General features: G+C 52.6%; 25 protein-coding genes. 11 read left to right on the top strand and 14 right to left on the bottom strand.

Translation table 11 applies throughout. From position 1 onward, the window contains the following. Positions 1–13: 13 nt before the first annotated feature. Positions 14–403, top strand: coding sequence for a helix-turn-helix domain-containing protein (locus DBY86_RS05945; RefSeq protein ID WP_107819278.1), 390 nt, complete (start codon positions 14–16; stop codon positions 401–403). Between the two features lie 72 nt (positions 404–475). On the opposite strand, the gene glyA is transcribed toward DBY86_RS05945, so the two are convergent. After that, complete coding sequence (gene glyA, locus DBY86_RS05940) at positions 476–1,726, bottom strand: serine hydroxymethyltransferase (RefSeq protein WP_107819277.1); 1,251 nt, start codon at positions 1,724–1,726, stop codon at positions 476–478. 210 nt (positions 1,727–1,936) lie between these two features. Here glyA and DBY86_RS05930 point away from each other — a divergent pair, with 210 nt between their 5' ends. Next, positions 1,937–2,155 (top strand): YdcH family protein, encoded by a 219-nt coding sequence (locus DBY86_RS05930; RefSeq protein ID WP_003754814.1) that lies wholly within the window; start codon positions 1,937–1,939, stop codon positions 2,153–2,155. 158 nt (positions 2,156–2,313) lie between these two features. On the opposite strand, the gene DBY86_RS05925 is transcribed toward DBY86_RS05930, so the two are convergent. Beyond that, positions 2,314–3,288, bottom strand: coding sequence for a class 1 fructose-bisphosphatase (locus tag DBY86_RS05925; protein WP_107819276.1), 975 nt, complete (start codon positions 3,286–3,288; stop codon positions 2,314–2,316). Positions 3,289–3,312: 24 nt separating this feature from the next. Between DBY86_RS05925 and DBY86_RS05920 the strand changes: the two genes are divergently transcribed. The 3 genes from DBY86_RS05920 to DBY86_RS05910 are packed head-to-tail and all read left to right on the top strand — an operon-like array spanning position 3,313 to position 4,156. Then, entirely contained in the window at positions 3,313–3,534 is a 222-nt protein-coding gene (locus DBY86_RS05920) for a hypothetical protein (RefSeq protein ID WP_107819275.1), read from the top strand. Then, positions 3,531–3,773 carry a hypothetical protein gene (locus DBY86_RS05915; protein WP_107819274.1) on the top strand — a complete coding sequence of 81 codons (243 nt, stop codon included), beginning with the start codon at positions 3,531–3,533 and terminating at the stop codon, positions 3,771–3,773. The genes DBY86_RS05920 and DBY86_RS05915 overlap by 4 nt, the downstream gene beginning before the upstream one ends. Positions 3,774–3,823: 50 nt before the next feature. Continuing rightward, the gene (locus DBY86_RS05910; RefSeq protein WP_107819273.1) at positions 3,824–4,156 is read left to right on the top strand and encodes an NGK_0946 family protein; all 333 of its coding nucleotides are present in this window, start codon (positions 3,824–3,826) and stop codon (positions 4,154–4,156) included. A gap of 108 nt (positions 4,157–4,264) precedes the next feature. On the opposite strand, the gene DBY86_RS05905 is transcribed toward DBY86_RS05910, so the two are convergent. Both DBY86_RS05905 and plsY read right to left on the bottom strand, forming a co-directional pair. Further along, positions 4,265–5,110 carry a 23S rRNA (adenine(2030)-N(6))-methyltransferase RlmJ gene (locus DBY86_RS05905; RefSeq protein ID WP_107819272.1) on the bottom strand — a complete coding sequence of 282 codons (846 nt, stop codon included), beginning with the start codon at positions 5,108–5,110 and terminating at the stop codon, positions 4,265–4,267. Positions 5,111–5,197: 87 nt separating this feature from the next. Then, positions 5,198–5,800 (bottom strand): glycerol-3-phosphate 1-O-acyltransferase PlsY, encoded by a 603-nt coding sequence (gene plsY, locus DBY86_RS05900; protein ID WP_107819271.1) that lies wholly within the window; start codon positions 5,798–5,800, stop codon positions 5,198–5,200. Positions 5,801–5,855: 55 nt separating this feature from the next. Here plsY and DBY86_RS05895 point away from each other — a divergent pair, with 55 nt between their 5' ends. Together DBY86_RS05895 and DBY86_RS05890 are read left to right on the top strand one after the other, a co-directional pair. Continuing rightward, on the top strand, positions 5,856–6,212 hold the full coding sequence (locus tag DBY86_RS05895; RefSeq protein WP_002251344.1) for a dihydroneopterin aldolase: 357 nt from the start codon (positions 5,856–5,858) through the stop codon (positions 6,210–6,212). A gap of 33 nt (positions 6,213–6,245) precedes the next feature. Further along, positions 6,246–6,782 carry an NUDIX hydrolase gene (locus DBY86_RS05890; RefSeq protein ID WP_107819270.1) on the top strand — a complete coding sequence of 179 codons (537 nt, stop codon included), beginning with the start codon at positions 6,246–6,248 and terminating at the stop codon, positions 6,780–6,782. A 652-nt stretch (positions 6,783–7,434) separates the two neighbouring features. Here the strand turns inward: DBY86_RS05890 and DBY86_RS05880 are convergent. Then, the gene (locus DBY86_RS05880) at positions 7,435–7,794 is read right to left on the bottom strand and encodes a fluoride efflux transporter CrcB (RefSeq protein WP_107819269.1); all 360 of its coding nucleotides are present in this window, start codon (positions 7,792–7,794) and stop codon (positions 7,435–7,437) included. A 28-nt stretch (positions 7,795–7,822) separates the two neighbouring features. Next, positions 7,823–8,503, bottom strand: a complete 681-nt coding sequence (locus tag DBY86_RS05875; RefSeq protein ID WP_107819268.1) for an energy-coupling factor ABC transporter permease — start codon at positions 8,501–8,503, stop codon at positions 7,823–7,825. A 164-nt stretch (positions 8,504–8,667) separates the two neighbouring features. On the opposite strand from DBY86_RS05875, the gene DBY86_RS05870 reads away from it, so the two are divergent. Beyond that, the gene (locus tag DBY86_RS05870) at positions 8,668–11,736 is read left to right on the top strand and encodes a DNA translocase FtsK (RefSeq protein ID WP_107819267.1); all 3,069 of its coding nucleotides are present in this window, start codon (positions 8,668–8,670) and stop codon (positions 11,734–11,736) included. Positions 11,737–11,958: 222 nt separating this feature from the next. Here the strand turns inward: DBY86_RS05870 and DBY86_RS05865 are convergent, their stop codons facing one another. Both DBY86_RS05865 and proB read right to left on the bottom strand, forming a co-directional pair. Further along, complete coding sequence (locus tag DBY86_RS05865) at positions 11,959–13,221, bottom strand: glutamate-5-semialdehyde dehydrogenase (RefSeq protein WP_107819266.1); 1,263 nt, start codon at positions 13,219–13,221, stop codon at positions 11,959–11,961. Positions 13,222–13,233: 12 nt separating this feature from the next. Then, the gene (gene proB, locus DBY86_RS05860; RefSeq protein WP_107819265.1) at positions 13,234–14,343 is read right to left on the bottom strand and encodes a glutamate 5-kinase; all 1,110 of its coding nucleotides are present in this window, start codon (positions 14,341–14,343) and stop codon (positions 13,234–13,236) included. Positions 14,344–14,581: 238 nt separating this feature from the next. On the opposite strand from proB, the gene DBY86_RS05850 reads away from it, so the two are divergent. After that, on the top strand, positions 14,582–16,375 hold the full coding sequence (locus DBY86_RS05850; RefSeq protein ID WP_159068554.1) for a 2-isopropylmalate synthase: 1,794 nt from the start codon (positions 14,582–14,584) through the stop codon (positions 16,373–16,375). 97 nt (positions 16,376–16,472) lie between these two features. After that, on the top strand, positions 16,473–17,135 hold the full coding sequence (locus DBY86_RS05845) for a YecA family protein (protein ID WP_107819345.1): 663 nt from the start codon (positions 16,473–16,475) through the stop codon (positions 17,133–17,135). 70 nt (positions 17,136–17,205) lie between these two features. On the opposite strand, the gene lgt is transcribed toward DBY86_RS05845, so the two are convergent. Together lgt and DBY86_RS05835 are read right to left on the bottom strand one after the other, a co-directional pair. Then, positions 17,206–18,054, bottom strand: a complete 849-nt coding sequence (gene lgt / locus DBY86_RS05840; protein WP_107819264.1) for a prolipoprotein diacylglyceryl transferase — start codon at positions 18,052–18,054, stop codon at positions 17,206–17,208. A gap of 75 nt (positions 18,055–18,129) precedes the next feature. After that, on the bottom strand, positions 18,130–19,260 hold the full coding sequence (locus tag DBY86_RS05835; protein ID WP_107819263.1) for a M14 family metallopeptidase: 1,131 nt from the start codon (positions 19,258–19,260) through the stop codon (positions 18,130–18,132). Positions 19,261–19,429: 169 nt separating this feature from the next. On the opposite strand from DBY86_RS05835, the gene argB reads away from it, so the two are divergent. After that, positions 19,430–20,326: an acetylglutamate kinase gene (gene argB / locus DBY86_RS05830; protein ID WP_107819262.1), complete on the top strand. Its 897-nt coding sequence runs from the start codon at positions 19,430–19,432 to the stop codon at positions 20,324–20,326. Positions 20,327–20,761: 435 nt separating this feature from the next. Here the strand turns inward: argB and DBY86_RS05825 are convergent, their stop codons facing one another. From DBY86_RS05825 to DBY86_RS05810, 4 genes are all read right to left on the bottom strand, one after another. Beyond that, a complete protein-coding gene (locus DBY86_RS05825; RefSeq protein WP_107819261.1) occupies positions 20,762–21,052 on the bottom strand; it encodes a ubiquitin-activating enzyme in 291 nt (96 codons plus the stop codon). A gap of 4 nt (positions 21,053–21,056) precedes the next feature. Continuing rightward, on the bottom strand, positions 21,057–21,725 hold the full coding sequence (locus tag DBY86_RS05820) for a histidinol-phosphatase (RefSeq protein WP_107819260.1): 669 nt from the start codon (positions 21,723–21,725) through the stop codon (positions 21,057–21,059). A 111-nt stretch (positions 21,726–21,836) separates the two neighbouring features. After that, complete coding sequence (gene hda, locus DBY86_RS05815) at positions 21,837–22,529, bottom strand: DnaA regulatory inactivator Hda (RefSeq protein ID WP_107819344.1); 693 nt, start codon at positions 22,527–22,529, stop codon at positions 21,837–21,839. 104 nt (positions 22,530–22,633) lie between these two features. Continuing rightward, positions 22,634–24,403, bottom strand: coding sequence for an ABC transporter ATP-binding protein/permease (locus tag DBY86_RS05810; protein WP_107819259.1), 1,770 nt, complete (start codon positions 24,401–24,403; stop codon positions 22,634–22,636). Positions 24,404–24,504: the final 101 nt, after the last annotated feature.

The following is a 24,504-nucleotide window of genomic DNA, read 5'->3' as shown; positions in this document are numbered from 1 at the left end:
CTTGGAGGGCAGGATGGAAGTGCATGACAAGATTCGGACGTTAAGGGAAGTCAATCAGTGGACGCAGGAGGAGATGGCGGAAAAATTGGAAATGTCGGTTAATGGGTATTCGAAAATAGAACGCGGGAAAAGCGGCATCAATCTCGACAAGCTGCGCCAGATTGCCCAGATTTTCAATATCGATGTGGTTGAGCTGCTGGCAGAGCAGAACCGATCGTTTTTCTTCTCTATCGGCGACAATACCAATAACCATCATAATATTATCGGCTCTGATGAAATGCTGGTGTTTGAAAATGAAAAATTGAGGTCGCTGCTGGATGCAAAGGATGAATTGATCAGGCAGAAAGACAGTGAAATCGCAGTATTGAAAAAGTTGTGCACTTTGCTGGAAGAGAAAAAATAGCAATGTTGCCGGAAACAAAAAATGCCGTCTGAAAAATGTTCAGACGGCATTTTGTATGGAAACGTCGTGCGTTTAGTTTCCGTAAACGGGGTATTTGTTACACAGCTCGGTGATTTGTGTGCGGACGTTTTCCAGATTCGCTTCGTCGTCGGGATTTGCCAATACGTCGGCAACCAAGTTCGCCAATACGCGCGCGTCGGCTTCGTTGAATCCGCGCGTGGTCATCGCGGCGGAGCCGATGCGAATGCCGGAGGTAACGAACGGTTTTTCCGGATCATTCGGGATGGCGTTTTTGTTGACAGTGATGTGCGCTTTGCCCAAAGCGGCTTCGGCGGCTTTGCCGGTGATTTTCATCGGTTGCAGGTCAACGAGGAAAACGTGGCTTTCAGTACGGCCGGAAACGATGCGCAAACCGCGTTTAACCAATTCTTCCGCCATGGCGGCAGCATTGATTTTCACTTGTTTTGCGTATTGTTTGAACTCAGGTTGCAATGCTTCTTTAAACGCTACGGCTTTGGCAGCGATAACGTGCATCAACGGACCGCCTTGCAGGCTCGGGAAGATGGCGGAGTTTAACGCTTTTTCGTGCGTGTTGTCGCGGCACAGAATCACGCCGCCGCGCGGACCGCGCAGGGTTTTGTGGGTGGTGGTGGTTACGAAGTCGCAGAACGGCACAGGGTTGGGATATTCGCCACCGGCAACCAGTCCGGCGTAGTGCGCCATATCGACAAAGAGATATGCGCCGACTTTATCGGCGATTTCGCGGAATTTTGCCCAGTCGATTTGCAACGCGTAGGCAGACGCACCGGCCACAATCATTTTGGGTTTGTGTTCAAGAGCCAAGCGTTCGACTTCGGCATAATCGAGGACTTCGTTTTCATCCAAGCCGTAAGTAACGGCATTGTAGAGTTTGCCGGAAATATTAACGCTCGCGCCGTGGGTCAGGTGTCCGCCGTGCGCCAGAGACATACCCAAAATGGTGTCGCCCGGTTTTAAAACGGAAGCATATACGGCTTGGTTGGCTTGGGAACCGGAGTGGGGTTGGACGTTGGCGTATTGCGCGCCGAACAGTTTTTTGACGCGGTCGATTGCCAATTGTTCGACAATATCGACGTATTCGCAGCCACCGTAGTAGCGTTTGCCGGGGTAGCCTTCGGCGTATTTGTTGGTCAGCTGGGAACCTTGCGCTTCCATCACGGCGCAGCTGACGTAGTTTTCAGAGGCAATCAGCTCGACGTGGTCTTGCTGGCGTTGGTCTTCTTGGGCAATGGCGGCCGCCAGTTCGGGATCATATTGGGTGATGGTTACGCTTTTTGAAAACATCTCTTAATTCCTTTGTGTGGTCAGGGTTAATTATTGAAAATTTATGCGTAAAGCGGAGGATTGTCAACGATTTTGTCGGACGGTGGGGCGGTTTTCTGCGGGCGGTGTTGCCGTGTGTAACAAAACACTGGATAAAAATATTATCTTTGTTATAATTAATGTAAAGATTCAGTTTGACTTTTTAACCGTAAACCAAGAGAGGAAAGCGATATGTTCCCAGAATACCGTGATTTGATTTCCAAATTGAAACAGGAAGATTCCCACTTTGCCCGTCTGTTCGACGAACACAACGAGCTGGACGATAAAATTACCGGTCTGGTCAACAATCCGGTTACCAGCGGCGCGGAAAACATCGATGAGCTGAAAAAAGCCAAATTGAAACTGAAAGACGAGTTGTACGCCATTCTGCAAAAAGCAGCGGGCAAATAATTCGGGTTTGAGTTTTTGAAATGCCGTCTGAAAAGTTTTCAGACGGCATTTTTTCCGTCCGGAAAGGAGGTTTTCTATCTTTTTAAGGCTGTGTACGAAATATCGGCGGCAGCGTCGGATGCGCGCTGCCGCCCTTCTTTATCGGTCAGGCAGCCTGTTTATTTTGAATGCAGGCGGTCGAGGTAATCCACTTCTTCGCGGCTGCCCATAATGACGGCGACGCGCTGGTGCAGGCTTTCGGGCTGTATGTCGAGCATGGTCTGATATGCGTTGCTTGCCGATGCGCCCGCCTGTTCGAGTATCAGGCTCATAGGGTTGGCTTCGTACATCAGGCGCAGTTTGCCGGGTTTGGACGGGTCGCGTTTGTCTTGCGGATACGTGAACACGCCGCCGCGCATCAGGATGCGGTGGATTTCGGCAACCATACTGGCTACCCAGCGCATATTGTAGTTTTTGCCGCGCGTGCCGGTTTCGCCTGCCAAGAGTTCGTCGATGTATTGTTGGACGGGGGGCAGCCAGTGGCGGCGGTTGGACATATTGATGGCGAATTCTTTGGTACTTTCGGGTACTTTCGGGTTTTCTTTGGTCAGCACAAATTCGTTTTCGGCATTGAGCGTGAACATATATACGCCGTGTCCGAATGTGAATACGAGCTGGGTTTGAGGCCCGTAAAGAACGTAACCGGCGGCAAGCTGCTGTCTGCCCGTTTGAAGGAATGATTCGGTTGCCAATGCGCCTTCGGGTTTTTCAAGGATGGAGAAAATCGTACCGACGGAAATGTTGACATCAATATTGGACGATCCGTCTAAAGGGTCGAATAGGACGAGGTAGAGTCCGTTTTCACCGGCACTCACGAAAGTGTCTTCTTCCTCGCTTGCCAAACCGGCAACGGCAGGGTTGGCTTTGAGGGTGTCAATCATAATGTTGTTGGCGATAACGTCTAATTTTTTCTGGTCTTCGCCCTGAATATTGCCCGTGCCCGCCATACCCAATACGCCGGCAAGTGCGCCGAGGCGGACTTTGGCGTTGATTTCGGTGCAGGCGGAAACGACGGACAGTAAAACGCTGCCGAGTGATTCGGGCAGTTGGTTTTGTTGCAGGTGTTCGGGAAGGAATCGGGTCAGTGTGTCCATAGTTTGCTCGTTTCGGAAAGGTTTGTGCCGTCTGAAAGGCGGCAGGTTATTGCGGCGTATTCCTTTGGCGCGTTCCGCCAAATATTGTGTGGGATTGTAGTGGAAAAAAACGGCGCGGGGCAAGTCGGAACGCGGCAGGCGGATGAGGGGATATTTATTCTTAAAGGTATTGACTTTATATATATATATATATTGATAAAAGGTTGTATAGATAAACCGTTAAATTACAGGTGGACGATAAAATGAGAAAACTGATTTTGTTGCCGGCGGCTGCGATATTGATGGCGGCGTGTACTTACGCAGACCGCCGTTTTGTACCTCAAGAATCTGGTGCGGAAATACAGGCGAGGAGCCGCGCTATTCAAGCAAGCGAGCGTGCCGAGCGTGCCGAATACCGTAAGGAGCGTCGGGAGGAAATGATGGATGCGGCGCGCGCCATCAAAAAGGCAAATGAAAATTCACCCAATATTTACTTTATCCGATAACACGCCAATCAGATTGGTTTCTTCCTTTATTTTGAGATAATAGGACAAGTATGAAAAACCTGAAAAATATTTCCGTTGTTGCGATGTGTGCCGTTTTACTTGCTGCCTGCGCTTCTGAAAATTCTGTGGCCAACTATGCCATCGGCGACGATTCGGCCGTAATCAAGGCAGGGCGTAACCGTGCCGAAGCGCGAATCAGCCGTGCGGAACTGGCGCAACACCGCCGCCAACGTAAAAATGTTTCCGAGGAGTTGGCTTTGGAACGTGAAAAACGTGCCAACAAGCATGACGCAATCCGTCAAGGTATGGGTACGGTTGCCGGCGGTCTGATGTTGTTGAACGGAGTGGTCGGTACGGTCGGAGTGATGAAAAGCGTGTTCTGATTTTTGAATACTGGTTTTATGCAGAACCGGACGATATGGGCAACGTATCGTCCGGTTTTGTTTGTTTGACGGGAGATGCCGTATGAAGGGTTTCAGACGGCATCGGGGTCAGCGGATTTTGCTGTCCAACAGGTAGCGCGCGCCTTCGTCTTGTGCGAGCAGCCGCGTCAGGGCGGGGAGGTTTGCCGCCAATTGTTCCGCCAACAGATAGGGCGGATTGATGACGAACATTCCGCTGCCGTGCATACCGAAACCGTCGGCTTTTGGCGCGTGGACGTGCAGTTCGGCGTGAAGGTAGTTGTCGGGAACGAGTTTTTTCAGTTCTTCCGGCAGTTTGCGGCTTTCTTCACGGCTGAGGCTGGGATACCAGATGAGATAACAGCCGGACTCAAACCGTTTTAAAGCGGCTTTCAGCGTTTCCGTTACACGCCGGTAGTCCTGTTTTTCCTCGTAAGGCGGGTCGATGAGGACAACGGCGCGGCGCGGCGGGGGCGGCAGCAGGGAAATCAGCCCTTTGTAACCGTCTTCGCGCAATACTTGTCCGCGTTTGCCCAATCCCGCTTCGTCCATATTGTTTTTCAGATGGGCAAAGTCGGCGGGGTGCAGTTCAAACAGGCGCAATTTGTCGCCGACGCGGGTCAGCGATTGCGCCAGCCACGGAGAACCGCAGTAAAGTTCGGGCGAGGGCAGGATTTTTTGTATGTGCGCGGCAAAGTCAGAGAGTTCGGCAGGCAGGTCTTGCGCCTGTCGGAGCAGGGCGATGCCTTGCCGGTATTCGCCGACTTTTTGTGCCTCGCTGCCTTCGAGATTGTACAAACCCGCGCCGCCGTGCGTGTCGATGTACCAGTAGGGCTTGTCTTTGCGGTTGAAATATTGCAGCACTAAAAACAAGGTGAAGTGTTTGAGTATATCGGCGTGGTTGCCGGCGTGGAATGCGTGTCTGTAACTGAGCATGGTATGAAAGCCGTTTGTGCGGAAATGCCGTCTGAACGCGGAAATATGGTTTCAGACGGCATGACGTAATGGAAAACAAATGCTGAATCAGCGTTTTTCGCCGATTTTGCCTTCTTTGCCTTTAAGCAGGTTGCCGATATTGCTTTTGTGGCGGAACAACACCAGCAGGGCGATAAGGAGCGTCGCCCAAATCCAAGAAGTGTGGGGCATAAAAAACAGTGCGGCAAGGGGGGCGGCGATTGTGGCGGTTAATGCAGCAAGGGAGGACACCTTGAAGCCGAATGCCATAACAAGCCAAATCAACGCGCAGACCAAGGCAGTTGCGGGAGAGAGTGCCAAAAGCACGCCCAATGCCGTTGCCACGCCTTTGCCGCCCTTAAATCCGAAAAACACCGGCCACATATGCCCGACCAGCGCGGCGAGTGCGACGGCAGCGATTGCGCTGTCGGATAAACTGAGCGGTTCTTGAAACACGCGTGCAAGCAAAACGGCAACCAAACCTTTGGCAGCATCGCCCAAGAGCGTCAGCGCGGCTGCCTTTTTTTTGCCGCTGCGTAAAACATTGGTCGCGCCGGGATTGCCCGATCCGTAGGTGCGCGGGTCGTCCATGCCGTAATACTTGGACACGATGACGGCAAAAGAAAGTGAGCCGATCAGATAGGAAACGGCAACAGCCGGTATGTTGAACATTTGCGGTACTTTACTTAGAATGGTGCGGTTATTTTAGCAAAAAACGGGGCGGATTATGGATAAAATCTTTTTGCACGGCATCAAGGCGGATACGCTTATCGGCGTGTACGGCTGGGAGCGCGAACGGTTGCAGACCCTGATTGTCGATTTGGACATCGGCATTCCCGAGAAAGCGGGTTCGGACGACGATATTGCCAATACGGTGCATTATGCCGAGGTATGCGAAACGTTGCGCCGACATCTGAAAGAACAGGATTTCCTGCTTTTGGAAGCATTGGCGGAATATATTGCCGATTTGGTTTTGGGATATTTCGGCGCGGTGTGGGTACGCGTGAAAATCGTCAAGCCGGGTATTTTGGAAGGCGTGCGCGAGGTTGGCGTGGAAATCGAGCGCGGCAAGCGTGAAGATTGAACGGCAGAATAGGAAACGGAAAGGAGATATGAAGTGGATTTGAGGGAAGTAAAATTAGGCGGCGAAACCATTTACGAGGGCGGTTTCGTCAGCATCAGCAGGGATAAGGTCAGGTTGCCCAACGGCAATGAAGGGCAGCGTATCGTCATCCGTCATCCCGGTGCAGCATGTGTCTTGGCGGTTACGGATGATGAAAAGATCGTTTTGGTGCGGCAGTGGCGTTATGCGGCAAATCAGGCGACATTGGAACTTCCTGCGGGCAAGCTGGATGTGGCGGGTGAGGATATGGCAGCGTGTGCGCTGCGAGAACTGGCGGAGGAAACGCCTTATGTTGCCGACAGCGTGCGCCTGCTTTACAGTTTTTATACGGCGGTCGGTTTTTGCAACGAAAAAATGTATCTGTTCGAGGCGGAAGGCGTGCGCTTGGGCAGTACGCTTGCCAATGACGAAGACGAGATTACGGAAACCGTATTGATGTCGAAGGAAGAAGTCCGCCAAGCCCTTGCCAACGATGAAATTAAAGACGGTAAAACATTAATCGGTTTGCAATACTGGCTGATGAAGGATTGACAGGGTGTTGAACTGCCCGCCGGAGTAGATCGGCGGGTATTTTGTTTGGCGGATGGGATATGTCTTTTCGGCTTGTCTCTGGGCGCGTCCTTTAAAGTCATTCGTGTTTTAGTAATAAGAGAGAAAAGGGGATGATAATTACCCAAAAGAACGTGATAATTTTTAAGAATGGTTAATAATGAATATCTTTGTTACTAATTTTTTTACTGTTTTATTAGTTTATTGGTTCTTTCTTATATACCATCTATTAATCCATGGCATGATGAATTAATAGATAATATTAATTTTGGCAAAAGGGTTATGATGGTTACTTTTTTTGCATTTTTAGACGCAGTAATAGAGAGTTTTTTTAATAAAAAGCCTTGGTAGGTTTATCCTTCCAAGGCTTTTTCTTTGTTATAGGCCTAACAGCTCAATTTGAATTTGAGAACGGTATAGTGGATTAAATTTAAACCAGTACAGCGTTGCCTCGCCTTGCCGTACTATCTGTACTGTCTGCGGCTTCGTCGCCTTGTCCTGATTTTTGTTAATCCACTATACAGACCTAAAAGCCCAATTTGAATTTGAGAACGGTAATTCGCACAGGCAGTATTTAAACAAGCGAAGCCAATTTATAGATTATGTCAAAACCAAAGGAAGCAATTTTTTGCGGTTATTTGACTGCCGTCCCTATCTTCAGCCCGAGCCAAGTCAGCAGCAGCGAACCTGCCGTGTGCAGGAAAATATTGGCAAGTGCCGAAGCGGGACGGTTCGATTGGAGCAGGGTTACGGTTTCCAGTGAAAATCCGGAAAGCGTGGTCAGGCTGCCGAGAAAACCGGTAATCAGCAGCAGCTTCCATTGCGGGTGGTTGACGGTTTCGGCAAAGATGCCGATGAGCAGTGCGCCCGTCCAGTTGGCAAACAGGTTGCCTGTGGCAGGCGATAACGACGCGGGGACGGCGAGGTTGAGTAGCCAACGCGCAGTCGCACCGAGTGCCGCACCGACGGAGATGGGGAGGATGTTGGAAAGCATGGTTTTGCCTGCTTATGCCGTCTGAAGGTTACCGCCATATGCCGCGGTCGGACTTCAGATAGCGGTTGTCGTCGAAAGTGTTGATCCAATGGGGCTTCAGTGCAACAAATATGGCAGTTGAAATGCCGCTGAGGAAGGCTTCCGCCCACGCCAGCAGAATAAAGACGGGCAGGGCGGTCGTCCATAATATTTCGGACGGAAAAGCGTTTGCGGCATCCAAAATACCGGTCAGCACCAGCCCGGTCAGCAGAATGCCGGCGGCGGAAGCGAGAAAGCCGTTGACGAAAATAAAGATGAAAATATTGGGCGGCAGGCGGTCGACCAGCACACGCGACAGGCGGTTGACGGCAAGTGCGGGCAAAATCAGAACCAATACGTTTGCAGGATACGCACCGGAAGAGCCGGCAAACAGCAGGCAGTATGGAAGCATTAGAATCGAGGCAAGCCAAAGGGCGGCAGAGGTATCCACCATCAGAGCGACCAGGTTGACGGCGAGCAGGTGATAGCTCATTTGGGCAAGTTGTCCGCCTCCGGCAGCGGTGTTCAAACTCCATGCCGCAGAAAAAATAACGATACAGAGCGGTACGGCGGAACGGTAGCGGACAAGCGAACGGTATGCGGACGGTCCGGAAGCTGCCAATAGGAGGATGAGTGCAATCCATGAAGCCCCCAGCAGCATATCTGAAAACCAGACTGTTTGGAAAATCATGCCAATACCGTAAAGATGAATAAGAGATTATCTATTATAGTGCTGCCTGCGGCAAACAGAAAGCTGTAATGATTTTGACCGAATTGTCGGTCAGGTTGTTTTGTTTGTAATGGAAACACGTTAAAATATACCTATTTAATCGTTTGCTTTGCGGGAAACTGCATATGTTTTGGATAGTTCTGATCATTATTTTGTTGCTTGCTATTGCGGGTTTGTTTTTCATCCGAGCACAATCCGAACGGGAATGGGTGCGTGAAGTTTCTGAATGGCAGGAAAATAAAGGGGAGCAACAGGCGGAATTACCTGAAATCCAAGACAGGATGCCTAATTTTCTCGAGCTTGGCCTGATGATTTTTCATGCGGTCAAAGCGGCGGTATGCTGGCTTTCCGTTAATATTGTCCGTTTTTGCCGGAATTATCTGGCACACGAATCCGAACCGGACAGGCCCGTTCCGCCTGTTTCTGCAAACCGTGAGGATGTTCCGACCGCATCCGACGGGTATTCAGACAGCGGAAACGGGAAGGAAGAGGCGGAAACGGAAGCAGCAGAAGCAGAAGCAGAAGCAGAAACAGAAACTGCGGAGGAAGAGGCTGCCGATACGGAAGACATTGCAACCGCCGTAATCGACAACCGCCGCATCCCATTCGACCGGAGTATTGCTGAAGGGTTGATGCCGTCTGAAAGCGAAACTTCGCCCGTCCGTCCGGTTTTTAAAGAAATCACTTTGGAAGAAGCAAGGCGTGCTTTAAACAGCGCGGCTTTAAGGGAAACGAAAAAACGCTATATCGATGCATTTGAGAAAAACGAAACAGCCGTCCCCAAAGTCCGCGTGTCCGATACCCCGATGGAAGGGCTGCAGATTATCGGTTTGGACGACCCTGTGCTTCAACGCACGTATTCCCGTATGTTCGATGCGGACAAAGAAGCGTTTTCCGAGTCTGCGGATTACGGATTTGAGCCGTATTTTGAGAAGCAGCATCCGTCTGCCTTTTCTGCGGTCAAAGCCGAAAATGCACGGAATGCGCCGTTCCGCCGTCATGCAGGGCAGGGGAAAGGGCAGGCGGAGGCAAAATCCACGGATGTTTCCCAAGGACAGTCCGTTTCAGACGGCACAGCCGTCCGCGATGCCCGCCGCCGCGTTTCCGTCAATTTGAAAGAACCGAACAAAGCAACGGTTTCTGCGGAGGCGCGGATTTCGCGCCTGATTCCGGAAAGTCAGACGGTTGTCGGGAAACGGGATGTCGAAATGCCGTCTGAAACCGAAAATGTTTTCACGGAAACTGTTTCGTCTGTGGGATACGGGGGGTCGGTTTATGATGAAACTGCCGATATCCATATTGAAGAGCCTGCCGCGCCCGATGCTTGGGTGGTCGAGCCGCCCGAAGTGCCGAAAGTTTTTACGCCCGCAATCGATATTCCACCGCCGCCGCCCGTTTCGGAAATCTACAACCGTACCTATGAACCGCCGGCAGGATTCGAGCAGGTGCAACGCAGCCGCATTGCCGAAACCGACCATCTTGCCGATGATGTTTTGAATGGAGGTTGGCAGGAGGAAACCGCCGCTATTGCAGATGACGGCAGTGAGGGTGTGGCAGAGCGGTCAAGCGGGCAATATTTGTCCGATGACGGAGCGTTCGGGCATGACAGTCGGGCGGTTTGTCCGTTTGAAGATGTGCCGTCTGAACGCCCGTCCCGCCGGGCATCGGATACGGAAGCGGATGAAGAGGCGTTCCAATCGGAAGAAACCGGTGCGGCATCCGAACACCTGCCGACGACCGACCTGCTTTTACCGCCGCTGTTTGATCCTGGAGCAACCCAGACGGAAGAGGAGCTGCTTGAAAACAGCATTACCATTGAAGAAAAACTGGCTGAGTTCAGGGTTAAGGTTAAAGTTGTCGATTCATATTCCGGCCCTGTCATTACACGTTATGAAATCGAGCCGGATGTCGGCGTACGCGGTAATTCCGTTCTGAATCTGGAAAAAGATTTGGCGCGTTCGCTCGGTGTTGCGTCTATTCGCGTTGTCGAAACCATACCCGGCAAAACCTGCATGGGCTTGGAGCTGCCCAATCCTAAGCGGCAAATGATACGTCTGAGCGAAATTTTCAATTCGCCCGCATTTGCAGAATCCAAATCCAAGCTGACGCTTGCCCTCGGTCAGGACATTACCGGCCAGCCCGTCGTTACCGACTTAGGCAAAGCACCGCATTTGTTGGTTGCAGGTACCACCGGATCGGGTAAATCGGTAGGTGTCAACGCGATGATTCTGTCTATGCTTTTCAAAGCCGCGCCGGAAGACGTGCGTATGATTATGATCGATCCGAAAATGCTGGAATTGAGCATTTACGAAGGCATCCCTCACCTGCTTGCCCCTGTCGTTACCGATATGAAGCTGGCGGCAAACGCGCTGAACTGGTGTGTTAACGAAATGGAAAAACGCTACCGCCTGATGAGCTTTATGGGCGTGCGTAATCTTGCGGGCTTCAACCAAAAAATCGCCGAAGCCGCAGCAAGGGGGGAGAAAATTGCCAACCCGTTCAGCCTCACGCCCGACGATCCCGAACCTTTGGAAAAACTGCCGTTTATCGTGGTCGTGGTCGATGAGTTTGCCGATTTGATGATGACGGCAGGCAAGAAAATCGAAGAACTGATTGCCCGCCTCGCCCAGAAAGCCCGCGCGGCAGGCATCCATCTGATTCTTGCCACACAACGCCCCAGCGTCGATGTGATTACAGGGTTGATTAAGGCGAACATCCCGACGCGTATCGCGTTCCAAGTGTCCAGCAAAATCGACAGCCGCACGATTCTCGACCAAATGGGCGCGGAAAACCTGCTCGGTCAGGGCGATATGCTGTTCCTGCCGCCGGGTACGGCCTATCCGCAACGCGTTCACGGCGCGTTTGCCTCGGATGAAGAGGTGCACCGCGTGGTTGAATATTTGAAGCAGTTTGGCGAGCCGGACTATGTTGACGATATTTTGAGCGGCGGCGGCAGCGAAGAGCTGCCCGGCATCGGGCGCAGCGGCGACGGCGAAGCCGATCCGATGTACGACGAGGCCGTATCCGTTGTCCTGAAAACGCGCAAAGCCAGCATTTCGGGCGTACAGCGCGCCTTGCGTATCGGCTACAACCGCGCCGCGCGTCTGATTGACCAGATGGAGGCGGAAGGCATTGTGTCCGCACCGGAACACAACGGCAACCGTACGATTCTCGTCCCCTTGGACAATGCTTGATTTTTTGCAAATGGAAATGCCGTCTGAAGACTGTTTCAGACGGCATTTTTATAGTGGATTAACAAAAATCAGGACAAGGCGACGAAGCCGCAGACAGTACAAATAGTACGGAACCGATTCACTTGGTGCTTCAGCACCTTAGAGAATCGTTCTCTTTGAGCTAAGGCGAGGCAACGCCGTACTGGTTTTTGTTAATCCACTATACAGACGTTTGAATTCGGATTATTCCCTAACCTGTCCCGTGCCTTGTACGATGTATTTGTAACTCGTCAGCTCTTTCAAACCCATCGGGCCCCGGGCGTGGAGTTTCTGCGTGGAGATGCCTATTTCGCAACCCAAGCCGAATTCGCCGCCGTCGGTAAAGCGCGTGGACGCGTTGACATACACGGCGGCAGAATCGATATGGGTCGTGAAATAATCCGCAGTGTGGCGGTTTTCGGTAACGATGCCGTCTGAATGGTGCGTGCCGTGGGCTTCGATGTGCCCGACCGCCTCTTCAACCGAAGCGACGGTTTTCACGGCGAGGATGTAGTCTAAAAACTCGGTATCGAAATCGTCTGCACCCGCCGCTTCGCCGCCGATATGCCGCGCCGCCTGCGGATCTAAACGGAAGCGGACGGGCGGCAGTCCGGCTTCTATACGGTCGCGAACCAACAGCCGTTCGAGCTTGGGCAGGAAGTCGGCAGCAATGTCTTCATGCACCAGCAGCACTTCCATCGAGTTGCACACGGACGGGCGGCCAGTTTTGGCGTTGTACACGATACGGAGCGCCTTGTCCCAATCCGCGTCCTTGTCGATATAAATGTGGACGATGCCCGTCCCCGTTTCAATGACCGGCACGACGGCATTTTCAACCACCGCCCGTATCAGCCCCGCCCCGCCGCGCGGAATCAGCAGATCTAGATAATCTTTCGCCCTCATCATTTCGTAACTGCCCTCACGCCCTGTGTCTTCAATCAACTGGAGCGCGTCGGGGTCGATGCGGGTTTGCGCCAAACCGGCTTTGAGTGCGGCAACGATGGCGCGTGCGGATTGGAATGCATCTTTGCCGCTGCGGAGTACGACCGCGCTGCCGCTTTTCAGTGCCAAAGCCGCCGCATCGGAAGTAACGTTCGGGCGGCTTTCGTAAATAATGCCGATAACGCCCATCGCCACGCACTTTTTGACGATTTCCAAGCCGTTGGGCAAAGTCGAGGTTTCCAGTATTTCGCCAACGGGGTCGGGCAGCGCGGCAACCGCCCTGATGCCGTCCGCCATCGCGCAAATGCGTTTGCCGTCCAACAAAAGGCGGTCGGTCATGCTTTCGGGAATTTTGCCTGCCGCCGCTTCCAAATCCAAACGGTTTGCCGCCAAAATATTTGCCGCCGCCGCTTCCAGACTGTCCGCCATAGCAAGCAGCGCGCGGTTTTTTTCTGCCGTATCCGCCGTGTTGGCGGATTTTTTTGCCGCTTTGGCAAGGGCAAGCTGTTTTTGTGTGTTTGACATAGGTTTCCTTTTCTAGAATTCGGTCAGCAACAGGCGTATTTCGGGCGTGATGGAAATCCAGTCGTCCCGATGGATGAATACGCCTTTCGCCTTACGCGATTTGAGCAGGTCTTCGGCGGCGGCAGAGCCGAACAGGACGCGCCCTTTGCCCAAAGGCTGTTTGCTTGCGCTGCTGTACACGGTTACGGTGTCCATACGGGAGAAATGCCCTTCGATTCCGGCAATGCCCGACATCAGCAGGCTTTTTCCCTGTTCGGACAAAGCGTGTTCCGCACCTTCGTCCACATAAACGCCGCCCCGGCTTTCGGAATAGAACGCCAGCCATTGCTTCTGCGTCCGCAAACCTTTGGTACGGGGGACGAAAAACGAGCCTTCCGCCTGATTATCTGCCGCTTCGGCAAGTGCATCGGGTTTGAGCGAGGAACAGATATACACCGGTACGCCGGACTCGGTCGCAATCGTCGCCGCTTTGATTTTGGTCAGCATTCCGCCCGTGCCGTTTGACGAGCCCGCGCCGCCTGCCATTTCGATGATTTCATGGTTGATGTGTTCGATTCTGTCCAGCCGTACGGCATCGGGATTGCTGTTCGGGTTGCCGGTGTAAAGCCCGTCTATGTCGGTCAGCAGCACCAAAAGGTCTGCCTGTATCATCGCCGCCACTTGCGCACTCAATGTGTCGTTGTCGCCGATTTTCAACTCCTCAACCGAAACTGTATCGTTTTCATTGATGATGGGAATCGCGCGGCGTTGCAGCAGCACGGAAAGTGCGCCGCCGGCATTTTGGTAGCGGCGTTTGTCGGCAAAGTCGGTGCGGTTGAGCAGGATTTGCGCGGACACGATGCCGTCTGAAGACAGGTTTGCCGTATATTCTTCCATCAGCAGCCCCTGCCCGACGGCGGCGGAAGCCTGTTTGTCGGCGATTTTGACCGGGCGTTTTTTGAAACCCAGCGCACCGAACCCTGCCGCAACCGCGCCGGAAGACACCAAGACCAGCTCGTGTCCCGCATGATGCAATGCGGCAAGCTGGCGGGTGATGGTTTGGATTTTGCCGCGCGAGAGGCTGCCGTCCGAATGGGTAATCGAAGATGTGCCGACTTTAAATACGATTCTCTTGTATTTCATTGTTTCTGTTCTTTGCGTTTGTAGCGTTTGGTTTGTTGCTGTCGAATTTGCCCTGTTCTGCCGTAATTGTCAACAATCACGCCGCATCTGCAATAAAATGGACAAAATGTATAAAATTAATAAAATCTATGATGGGTTATTGAGATTTTTTCAAATTGATATTGCCGTTTTGTCCAAAATGCGTATAATCCTGTCCATATTTCTGCTGCGGGCAGATTGATTTTAGACAAGGACTACCATGCAATTAGATATAGACCGTCTGGTCGCCTATTTCGGCGGCGTGAACGCGCTTGCCGAAGCGTTGAAACGGCACGATCCCGAAAATGCCGCGACAACTGCCGCCATCTACAAATGGCGCACGCGCGGCTCGCTGCCTTTGGCGCAGCTGCAAAAATTGACTGCACTTGCCGAATCGCAAGGCAGGCCGCTGGATTTGAATGCTTTTTTACAAAAAAACGAATCTCTGGAGAGAACAGAAATGACACAGACCAACCGCGTTATCATTTTCGATACCACCATGCGCGACGGCGAACAGTCGCCTGGTGCATCCATGACCAAAGAGGAGAAAATCCGCATTGCCCGCCAGTTGGAGAAAATGGGCGTGGATGTGATTGAGGCGGGTTTTGCCGCCGCCAGCCCCGGCGATTTCGAGTCGGTCAATGCGATTGCCAAAATCATCACCAAATCCACGGTCTGCTCGTTGGCGCGTGCTGTTGAAAACGATGTGCGCAAAGCGGGCGAAGCCGTTTCCCCCGCGCCGAAAAAACGCATCCACACCTTCATCGCCACCAGCCCCATTCACATGGAGCACAAACTGAAAATGAAGCCGCAGCAGGTCATCGATGCAGCGGTCAAAGCGGTGAAAATCGCCAAAGAATACACCGACGATGTGGAATTTTCCGCCGAAGACGCCGTGCGGTCGGATTTGGACTTCCTCGCCAAAATCTTTACGGCGGTTATCGAAGCGGGTGCGACCACCATCAATATTCCCGATACTGTCGGCTACTCCATCCCTTCCGTGTGGTACGAACGTATCAGCAACATCATCAAAAGCGTACCCAACGGCGACAAAGTAGTCTGGTCGACCCACTGCCACAACGACTTGGGTATGGCGGTTGCCAACTCACTGGCCGCTGTTCAGGCAGGCGTGCGCCAGGTGGAATGCACCATCAACGGTTTGGGCGAACGCGCGGGCAATGCCAGCCTTGAAGAAATCGTGATGGCGTTGAAAGTGCGTCATGATTTGTTCGGCTTGGAAACCGGCATTGATACTACGCAAATCGTGCCGGTATCCAAATTGGTCTCCACCATTACCGGTTATCCGATTCAGCCCAACAAGGCGGTGGTCGGAGCAAACGCCTTTGCACACGAATCAGGCATCCACCAAGACGGTGTGTTGAAACACCCTGAAACCTATGAAATCATGACTGCCGAATCGGTCGGCTGGTCAACCAACCGCCTGACTTTGGGCAAACTCTCCGGCCGCAGCGCGTTCCGCAGCAAACTGGCGGATTTGGGCATCGAATTGGAAAGCGAAGAGGCGCTGAATGCCGCGTTTGCCCGCTTCAAAGAACTCGCCGACAAAAAACGCGAAATCTTCGACGAAGACCTGCACGCGTTGGTGTCCGACGAAATGGGCAGCATGAACGCCGAAAGCTACAAATTCATCTCCCAAAAAATCAGCACCGAAACCGGCGAAGAACCGCGCGCCGACATCGTGTTCAGCATCAAAGGTGAAGAAAAACGCGCTTCGGCCAGCGGTTCCGGTCCCGTCGATGCGATTTTCAAAGCGATTGAGAGCGTGGCGCAAAGCGGCGCGGCTTTGCAGATTTATTCCGTCAATGCCGTAACGCAAGGTACGGAAAGCCAAGGCGAAACCAGCGTCCGTTTGGCGCGCGGCAACCGCGTCGTCAACGGACAAGGTGCGGATACCGACGTTTTGGTCGCCACTGCCAAAGCCTACCTCTCCGCCTTGAGCAAACTGGAATTTAGTGCTGCCAAACCGAAGGCGCAAGGCAGCGGTACGATTTAACGGTTGGGCGAAAGTTATGCCGTCTGAAGTAGAAAACGCTTCAGACGGCATATTGCGATTATAATTAGGCATTAAACCCATTTTAAAAGGTTAAATGATGGATTCCCAAAAATTTACCGAAGCGTCCAAACAGCGGTTGAGCGAATTGTTGGATGCCAAAAGCGAACAGGGCAATACCATGCGCTGTGACGAAGTTCAAGGTTTTATGATGGCCCTATTGAGCGGGCCGGACAAATTGACACCGCTCGATTGGCTGCCCGAAGTGTTGGGCGACGAGTCGCAATTTACAGCCAGCGAACGTTCTGAAGTAGAACGTTTGGTTTTGACAATGGCGATGGATACGGTCGGCTCCATATCGGATAAAAAACTGCCCGATTTGTGGCTGTATGAAAACGAAGACGGCAGCAGCGATTTTTACACATGGTGCAATGCTTATCTTTACGGTTTGGATATTGTGCCGACCGATTGGTTTGAAGCCGTCGATGATGAAGAGTTTGAAGAGTTGTTTTATCCCATCATGGCATTGGGCGGTATTTACGATGAAGAGGACAACGGCTCTATCCGTCTGCAATTCACAGAAGGCGAGCTAGCGGAGCTGGAATCCGAGTTGCCTTATGCATTGGCGGATATCTACCGCTACTGGCAGGCGGTCATCAATAAACCGCAAACCGTCCGCAGGGAGGGAGAAAAAACAGGCAGGAATGATCCCTGTCCGTGCGGCAGCGGCAGAAAATACAAGGCGTGTTGCGGTAAAAATTGATGGTTCGAGCGGAATAAAATGCCGTCTGAAAAGCAGTTTGTGTTTCAGACGGCATTTTTGTCGGAAAGGTTTAATGCTTCCTGCTGCCGAAGAAGACGAAGCCTGCCGCACCCAAAACAATCATCGGGACGCTCAGCCATTGCCCAATCGACAGACCAAAGGTCAGCAGCCCGAGATAGTCGTCGGGTTGGCGCGCAAATTCGGCAATAAAGCGGAATACGCCATAGCCACCCAGGAAGAGCGAGGCCACTTGTCCGGTCGGACGCTGTTTTTTCGAGAACAGCCACACGGCGATAAACAGGCAGATGCCTTCAAGTGCAAACTGATAAAGCTGCGAGGGATGGCGCGGCAGCATACCGTATTGTTGCAGCCATTCTGCCCAAAGCGGATTGTGCGCGGCGGCTTCGAGGTCTTCGTAATGCGCCTGCGGGAAACCCATTGCCCAGAATGCGTTAATGTCGGTAACGCGTCCCCAAAGTTCGCCGTTGATGAAGTTGCCGATACGTCCCGAAGCAAGTCCCAAGGGAACGAGCGGGGCGACCGTGTCCATCAGTTTGAGGAAACTGATGTTTTGTTTGCGGCTGAACAACCACATTGCGGCAACCACGCCTAAAAATCCGCCGTGAAAAGACATCCCGCCTTCCCATACCTTGAAAATATCAAGCGGATGGGCGAGGTAGTCGGAAAACTTGTAAAACAGGACATAGCCCAAGCGTCCGCCCAAAATCACGCCCAAAATGCCCCATGTCAGGAAGTCGTCAAGCGATTCTTTGGTAAAAACGGACAAGCCTTGCGCGATGCGCCTTCTGCCGAGAAAGGTAAAAAGAATAAATCCGAGGATGTAGCTTAGGGCATACCAGCGGACGGCAAGCGGGCCGATACTGATGAGGACGGGGTCGAATTGGGGATGGGTAATCATGATGTTCCTTGATTTCAATTTCAAATGCCGTCTGAAAGGCATGATGCTTCAGACGGCATTTCTGCAATAAGGGTTTCAGCGCAAATCGCCGATGACGTTGAGGATGGCGGACAACGCGGCTTCGCCCAAACGCAGCGAACGCTGGCCGTTCCAGCCGAAATCGTCGTCGGGCAGGTTGGCATTGTCTTTGAACGGCATTTCCAGCGTGTAGGCAAGGCAGTTGAAACGGTTGCCGACCCAGTTGGTCGCCAAGGTCATATTCGCTTTGCCCGGCGCGTCTTTTTCGTAACCGTATTCGTCTTGGAAATCGGGGCTGGCGTTCAAAAGAGCGGTTTTGAACTGCGCTTCCAACGCGGAAATGCGCGGATTGTAGTTCGGCACACCTTCAGTTCCTGCAACAAAGACAAAGGGCAAACCTTCATCGCCGTGGATGTCCAAAAACAAATCCACGCCGGTTTCCAGCATTTTTTCGCGCACGAAGAACACTTCGGGGCTTTTTTCCACAGTTGGATTTTCCCATTCGCGGTTGAGGTTCGCACCGGCGGCGTTGGTGCGAAGGTTGCCCAGTGCCGAACCGTCGGGGTTCATGTTTGGCACGATGTAGAACGTGGCGCGGTCGAGCAGGGTGCGTGCTGTCGGGTCTTGCGGGTCGAGCAGCCTGCCGAGCAGCCCCTCGATAAACCATTCCGCCATCGTTTCACCCGGATGCTGGCGGGCGGTAATCCAGATTTTCAAATCGCTTTCGACTTGGTTGCCGATGGTCAGCAGATTGATGTCGCGCCCTTGCACGGTGCTGCCCAAGTCGTCGATACGGCACAGACCGCTGCCTTGCGCGTCGCCCAAGAGGTTCAGATGCTGTTCTTCGGAGTAAGGTTCGAAATAGGCGTAATACACGCTGTTGGACAGCGGGGTATGATTGACGGTCAGTACGCCGTTTTCGTAGGAAGTCGGTACGCGGAACCAGTTGCGGCGGTCGTATGATGCACATGCCTGATAGCCTTCCCAACCTTTCGGGTAGGCGGCTTCTGCCGCGTTTTCAAAATGCATGATGCAGTTTTGATAGGCCGCGCCTTGCAGCCGGAAGTAGAACCATTGTGCGAAATCGGAGGCGTTGTCGGGACGCAGGGCGAGGCGGATGTTGGAAGGATCGGTCAGATCTTTGACAACGACCGAGCCGGCATCGAAGCGGGTGCTGATTTTAATCATGGGAAAGTCCTTGCTGTCGCCGGTTGCTCAAACCGGATTAGCCGTGATTTTACCGCCCGTATCGCAAGGCTTCAACCTGCCCGAAGGTGTGCCGGATGCCGTCTGAAGATTGTTTCAGACGGCGTTTGGCGTTAACATAAGCCGAAATTGTCAACAATATGGAGCCGTTATGGCGTTTGAAAACATTATTTCCGCCTCCGACAAGGCACGCATCCTTGCCGAAGCACTGCCTTACATCCGCCGGTTTTCCGGTTCGGTCGCCGTTATCAAGTACGGCGGCAACGCCATGACCGAACCTGCCTTGAAAGAAGGGTTTGCCCGCGATGTCGTGCTTTTGAAGCTGGTGGGCATTCATCCCGTCATCGTTCACGGCGGCGGGCCGCAAATCAATGCGATGCTTGAAAAAGTCGGCAAAAAGGGCGAGTTTGTCCAAGGGATGCGCGTAACCGACAAAGAGACGATGGATATTGTCGAAATGGTGTTGGGCGGGCACGTCAACAAGGAAATCGTGTCGATGATTAACACATATGGCGGGCACGCGGTCGGCGTGAGCGGGCGCGACGACCATTTCATTAAGGCGAAGAAACTTTTGGTCGATACGCCCGAACAGAATGGCGTGGACATCGGACAGGTCGGTACGGTGGAAAGCATCGATACCGGTTTGGTTAAAGGGCTGATAGAACGCGGCTGCATTCCCGTCGTCGCCCCCGTCGGCGTAGGTGAAAAAGGCGAAGCGTTCAACATCAACGCCGATTTGGTGGCAGGCAAATTGGCGGAAGAATTGAACGCCGAAAAACTCTTGATGATGACGAATATCGCCGGTGTGATGGACAAAACGGGCAATCTGCTGACCAAACTCACGCCGAAACGGATTGATGAGCTGATTGCCGACGGCACGCTGTATGGCGGTATGCTGCCGAAAATCGCTTCTGCGGTCGAAGCCGCCGTCAACGGTGTGAAAGCCACGCACATCATCGACGGCAGGTTGCCCAACGCGCTTTTGCTGGAAATCTTTACCGATGCCGGTATCGGGTCGATGATTTTGGGCGGAGGGGAAGATGCCTGAAGCAAAGTCGGAAAATGCCGGCTTTGGCGGAAAACCCGGTTTGTCCGGTTTCTGTTTTTGGGGTTTCGGGCAATTTCTAAGTTGTTCTTCCCGAGAAAACAGAAACCTAAAATCCGTCATTCCCGCCGGGAATATGTTTTTTTGAAATCCGGTTGTTTCGGATAAATTCTCGCGGCTTTGATTTTCTGTTTTTCGATAACGCCGTAACTTTGAAATTTCGTCATTCCCGCGCAGGCGGGAATCCAGACCTGTCGGCACGGAAACTTATCGGGAAAAAAGGTTTCTTTAGATTTTATAGTGGATTAACAAAAACCGGTACGGCGTTGCCTCGCCTCAGCTCAAAGAGAACGATTCTCTAATGTGCTGAAGCACCAAGTGAATCAGTTCCGTACTATCTGTACTGTCTGCGGCTTCGTCGCCTTGTCCTGATTTTTGTTAATCCACTATACGTCCTAGATTCCCACTTTCGTGGGAATGACGGGATGTGGGTTTTTGTGCGGATTTGAACCGGTAAGGGTGGTGTGGGATTGGTGGAATGACGAAATATAAGTTTCCGTGCGGACGGATCAAGATTCCCACTTTCGTGGGAATGACGGTGGAAAGATTGTTGTTTTTCCCGATAAATTCCTGTGTTTTTTGTTTTTCCGGATAAATTCCTGTGGCCTTGAGTTTTGGGGATTTCAGCCTCAATGCCGTCTGAACGCCGAATCGGGCTTCAGACGGCATTGCGTCATTTGAAATTCAAAACCGGCCAGCCTTTTTCTTTGGCTTCTTTTTCCAGCTCGGCATCGGGGTTGACGGCGACGGGTTCGCTGACGAGGCGCAGCAGCGGCAGGTCGTTTTTGGAGTCGCTGTAAAAATAGGTTTTGCCGTAGCTTTGGAGCGTTTCGCCGCGTTCGGCAAGCCATTGGTTCAGTCGGGTAATTTTGCCTTCTTTGAGGCTGGGCGTGCCGATGTAGTTGCCGGTGTAGCGGCCGTCGGCACCGGTTTCGAGTTGCGTGCCGATGATGTTGGTGATGCCGAAAAGGCGGCAGACGGGCGTGATGATAAACTCGTTGGTCGATGAGATGACGAGGGTTTCGTCGCCTGCCATTTGGTGGCTCTGCACCAGCATACGCTGCATAGGCGAGATGTGGGGGATGATGTATTCCGCCATAAATTCGCGGTGAAACTCCGCCAGCTCTTCTTTGCTGTAACGGGCAAGCGGGGCAAGGTGGAATTTGAGGAATGCGTCGATGTCGAGGCAGCCGTTTTGGTAGTCGCGGTAGAATTTTTCGTTTTGCGTTTCGGTTTCGGCAGCGTCAACCAACCCTTTTTTGATGAGGTATTGCGGCCAGGCGTGGTCGGAATCGGTGTTGATGAGGGTGTTGTCGAGGTCGAAGATGGCGAGGTTGTTCATCGTATTTCCTTAATGGTTGAAACCCTGACACTCGGACATCCGTCCTTCGTGGCGGCGGGAGCAGACTTTGTTTGGGAAGGGTGAAATCAGGGCAACATATAGGGCAACGCTTTATGTGTCGTCCTGTGTGTTGGAACATTGGGTTTCCTGTTGTTTCAAAAGCTGGCGAAGCAGCGGCAGGGTGATGCGTTTGCCCATGGTTACGGCGTAGTTGTCCAGCGTGTCGAGCATCATCATCAGGCTGTCCATATCGCGCCGCCAGTGTTTGAGCAGGTATTCGAAAATTTCGGAATCGACGGTTACTTGGCGTGCCGCCGCCATACTGGCGAGCGCGTCGATTTTTTCTTGGTCGGTTAAGGGTTTGACTTCGTAAACGAGGCAGTACGCCATACGCGTCCGTAAATCTTCGCGGATGACGAGCTGCTGGGGCGTGTATTCCGAACCGAGCAGCAAAAAGCCTTTGCCGCTGTTGCGGAAGCGGTTGAAGATGGAAAAAAGCAGGGCTTGTTCTTCGTTGCCCAGCTTTTCGACTTGATCGACGGCGAGGTATTCCGCCTCAAATGCGGCATCGGTCAGCGGCATGGAGGCGGCATCGATATAGGCGGCGTTTTTGCCGGCTTCGAGCGCCTGTGCGACCCACGCCTGCAAAAGATGGCTTTTGCCCGCGCCTTCCTCGCCCCAAACATAGATGAACTGTCCGTGTTTGTGTCGGAGGACATAGACCAGTTCCGCGTTTTCCGTGCCGAGAAATTTGTCGAAACTCGGATAGTCGTGTGCGGCAAAATCAAAAATAAGCTGGTTCACGGTGCAGCATTTCAGAGGTTGGCAGATAGGTTTATTGTACGTTGTTTTCGCGCGCCTTTCCAATTTGAACGATGCCGTCTGAAAACGGCTTCAGACGGCATCGTTCAGCCGCAGGCAACGTTGCCGACATCGAGGTGTATATTGTGGAACGCGTTGAGCGTGCTGCGGTGTCCGATGCTGATGATGATGCTGTCGGGCAGTTTTTGCCTTAAGGCGCGGTAGAGCGCGGCTTCGGCCGGTTCGTCCAAGGCGGCGGTGGCTTCGTCGAGCAGGACGATTTTGGGCTTGGAAAGCAGGGCGCGGACGAAGGCGACGCGTTGCAGTTCACCCGGGGAGAGCTTGTGCTGCCAGTCGTCTGTTTTATCCAATTTGTCAATCAGATAACCCAAGCGGCAGGTGTTCATGGCTTCGGCTAACTCGGGATGCTGTTTGTCGATATCGGGGTAACAAACCGCGTCGCGCAGGCTGCCCTGTGCCGTGTACGGGCGTTGCGGCAGGAAGAGGATGTCTTGATGAGGCGGATGGCTGACTTTGCCGCTGCTGCCAAACGGCCAAAGCCCAGCCAGCGCGCGCAGCAGCGAGGTTTTACCGCAACCGCTCGGGCCGCGTATCAGCAGGGAATCACCGCTTTTGAGGTTGATATTGATACCGTCTAATAAAACTTCGCCGTTGTGGCGGAACAGGGCGACGTTTTCCAGTGCAATGCCGTCTGAAACTTCGCTAATCTCGGGTTGCTGCGCGCTGTGTTGTTCTTCGGTACTCAGCAAAAAGCCGTACAGACGCTCCAATCGGGCGCGGTAGGCGGTGAATTTGTTGTAGAACATTCGGAAGAAAGACAGCGCGTTTTGCAGTCGCGCGAAGGCTTGGACGGTCTGCTGGATGTCGCCGATTTTGATTTGTCCGGCAAACAGGCGCGGAGCTTGCAAAATAATCGGGAAGAGTTTGATGCCGTTGGTGAACATATCGTTAAAGCCGCTTAAGCAGACGCTTTGCCGCGCAATGCGCCAACGGTTGCGGATAATGGCTTTGAAGCGGTCGGAAAGCCGGCCGTGTTCGTGTTGTTCGCCGCTGTAAAACGCCACGCTTTCGGCGTGGTCGCGTACGCGGATGAGGGAATAACGGTAGTCGCCGTTGAGTTTTTCGTTTTCATAGTTGTAACGAATCAAAGGGTTGCCTATCCACATGGCGATAAAGGTTGCCAAAATCACAAATATATAGACAAACCAAACGATGCCGTGCGGAATGTCGAAGCCGAACACGGTCAGGATGCCTGCCAAGCCCCACAAAACAACGGCAAATTCCAGCGAGGTAACGACCGAATTGATCATACCGCGCACAAATTCTATGGTTGAGGCGATAAATTCCTGCGCGTCCTGTTGGATACGCTGGTCGATGTTGTCCGGCGCGTGGCGGCGCATTTGCAGGCGGTAGTAGTTTTTGTCGGCAAGCCAGCGCGTTGTCAGCACTTCGTTGAGCCGCTCCGACCATTTAATCGCCAAGCCTTGATCAAGAAAGTCGTTGACGACGTTGTTAAACGCCCGTATCAGCACCACGCCCGCGTTCATTGCGGCAAACATCCAAAATGCCGAAGCATTCAAATCCTGCATCGAGTCGTAAAGTCCTTTAGACATGAAGGTACTCAACACATTCAGCCGCACTTCGGTTAACAGCAGCGTAATCATCGCCGTAATCAGCAGCAAGACTTTGACCGCGCTTTTCGGTGTCAGGCAAAGGCGCAGGATATAGGCAAACTCCCGCCCGAAGCGCGTTTTCCGTGTCAAAAACAGAATCACCGCTGAAGCGGCAGAAACTATCAAGAGAGTCTGTAAAAGCCAAAGCGGTGTGGAATAAAGCTCGGTTTGCCATTTTTGCATGGGAAATCTCTTACGGTATCAATGCCGTCTGAAAAAGACGGGTACAGTTGATTTTTTGATGAAGTTTGGGAAGTTTTTCTGGTCAGGGCATATTGCTTGTT

The organism is Neisseria bergeri (assembly GCA_003044455.1).
Taxonomy (GTDB): Bacteria; Pseudomonadota; Gammaproteobacteria; order Burkholderiales; family Neisseriaceae; genus Neisseria; species Neisseria bergeri.
Note: the sequence above shows the minus strand (reverse complement) of the source record. Positions and strands in the feature narration are given on the sequence as shown.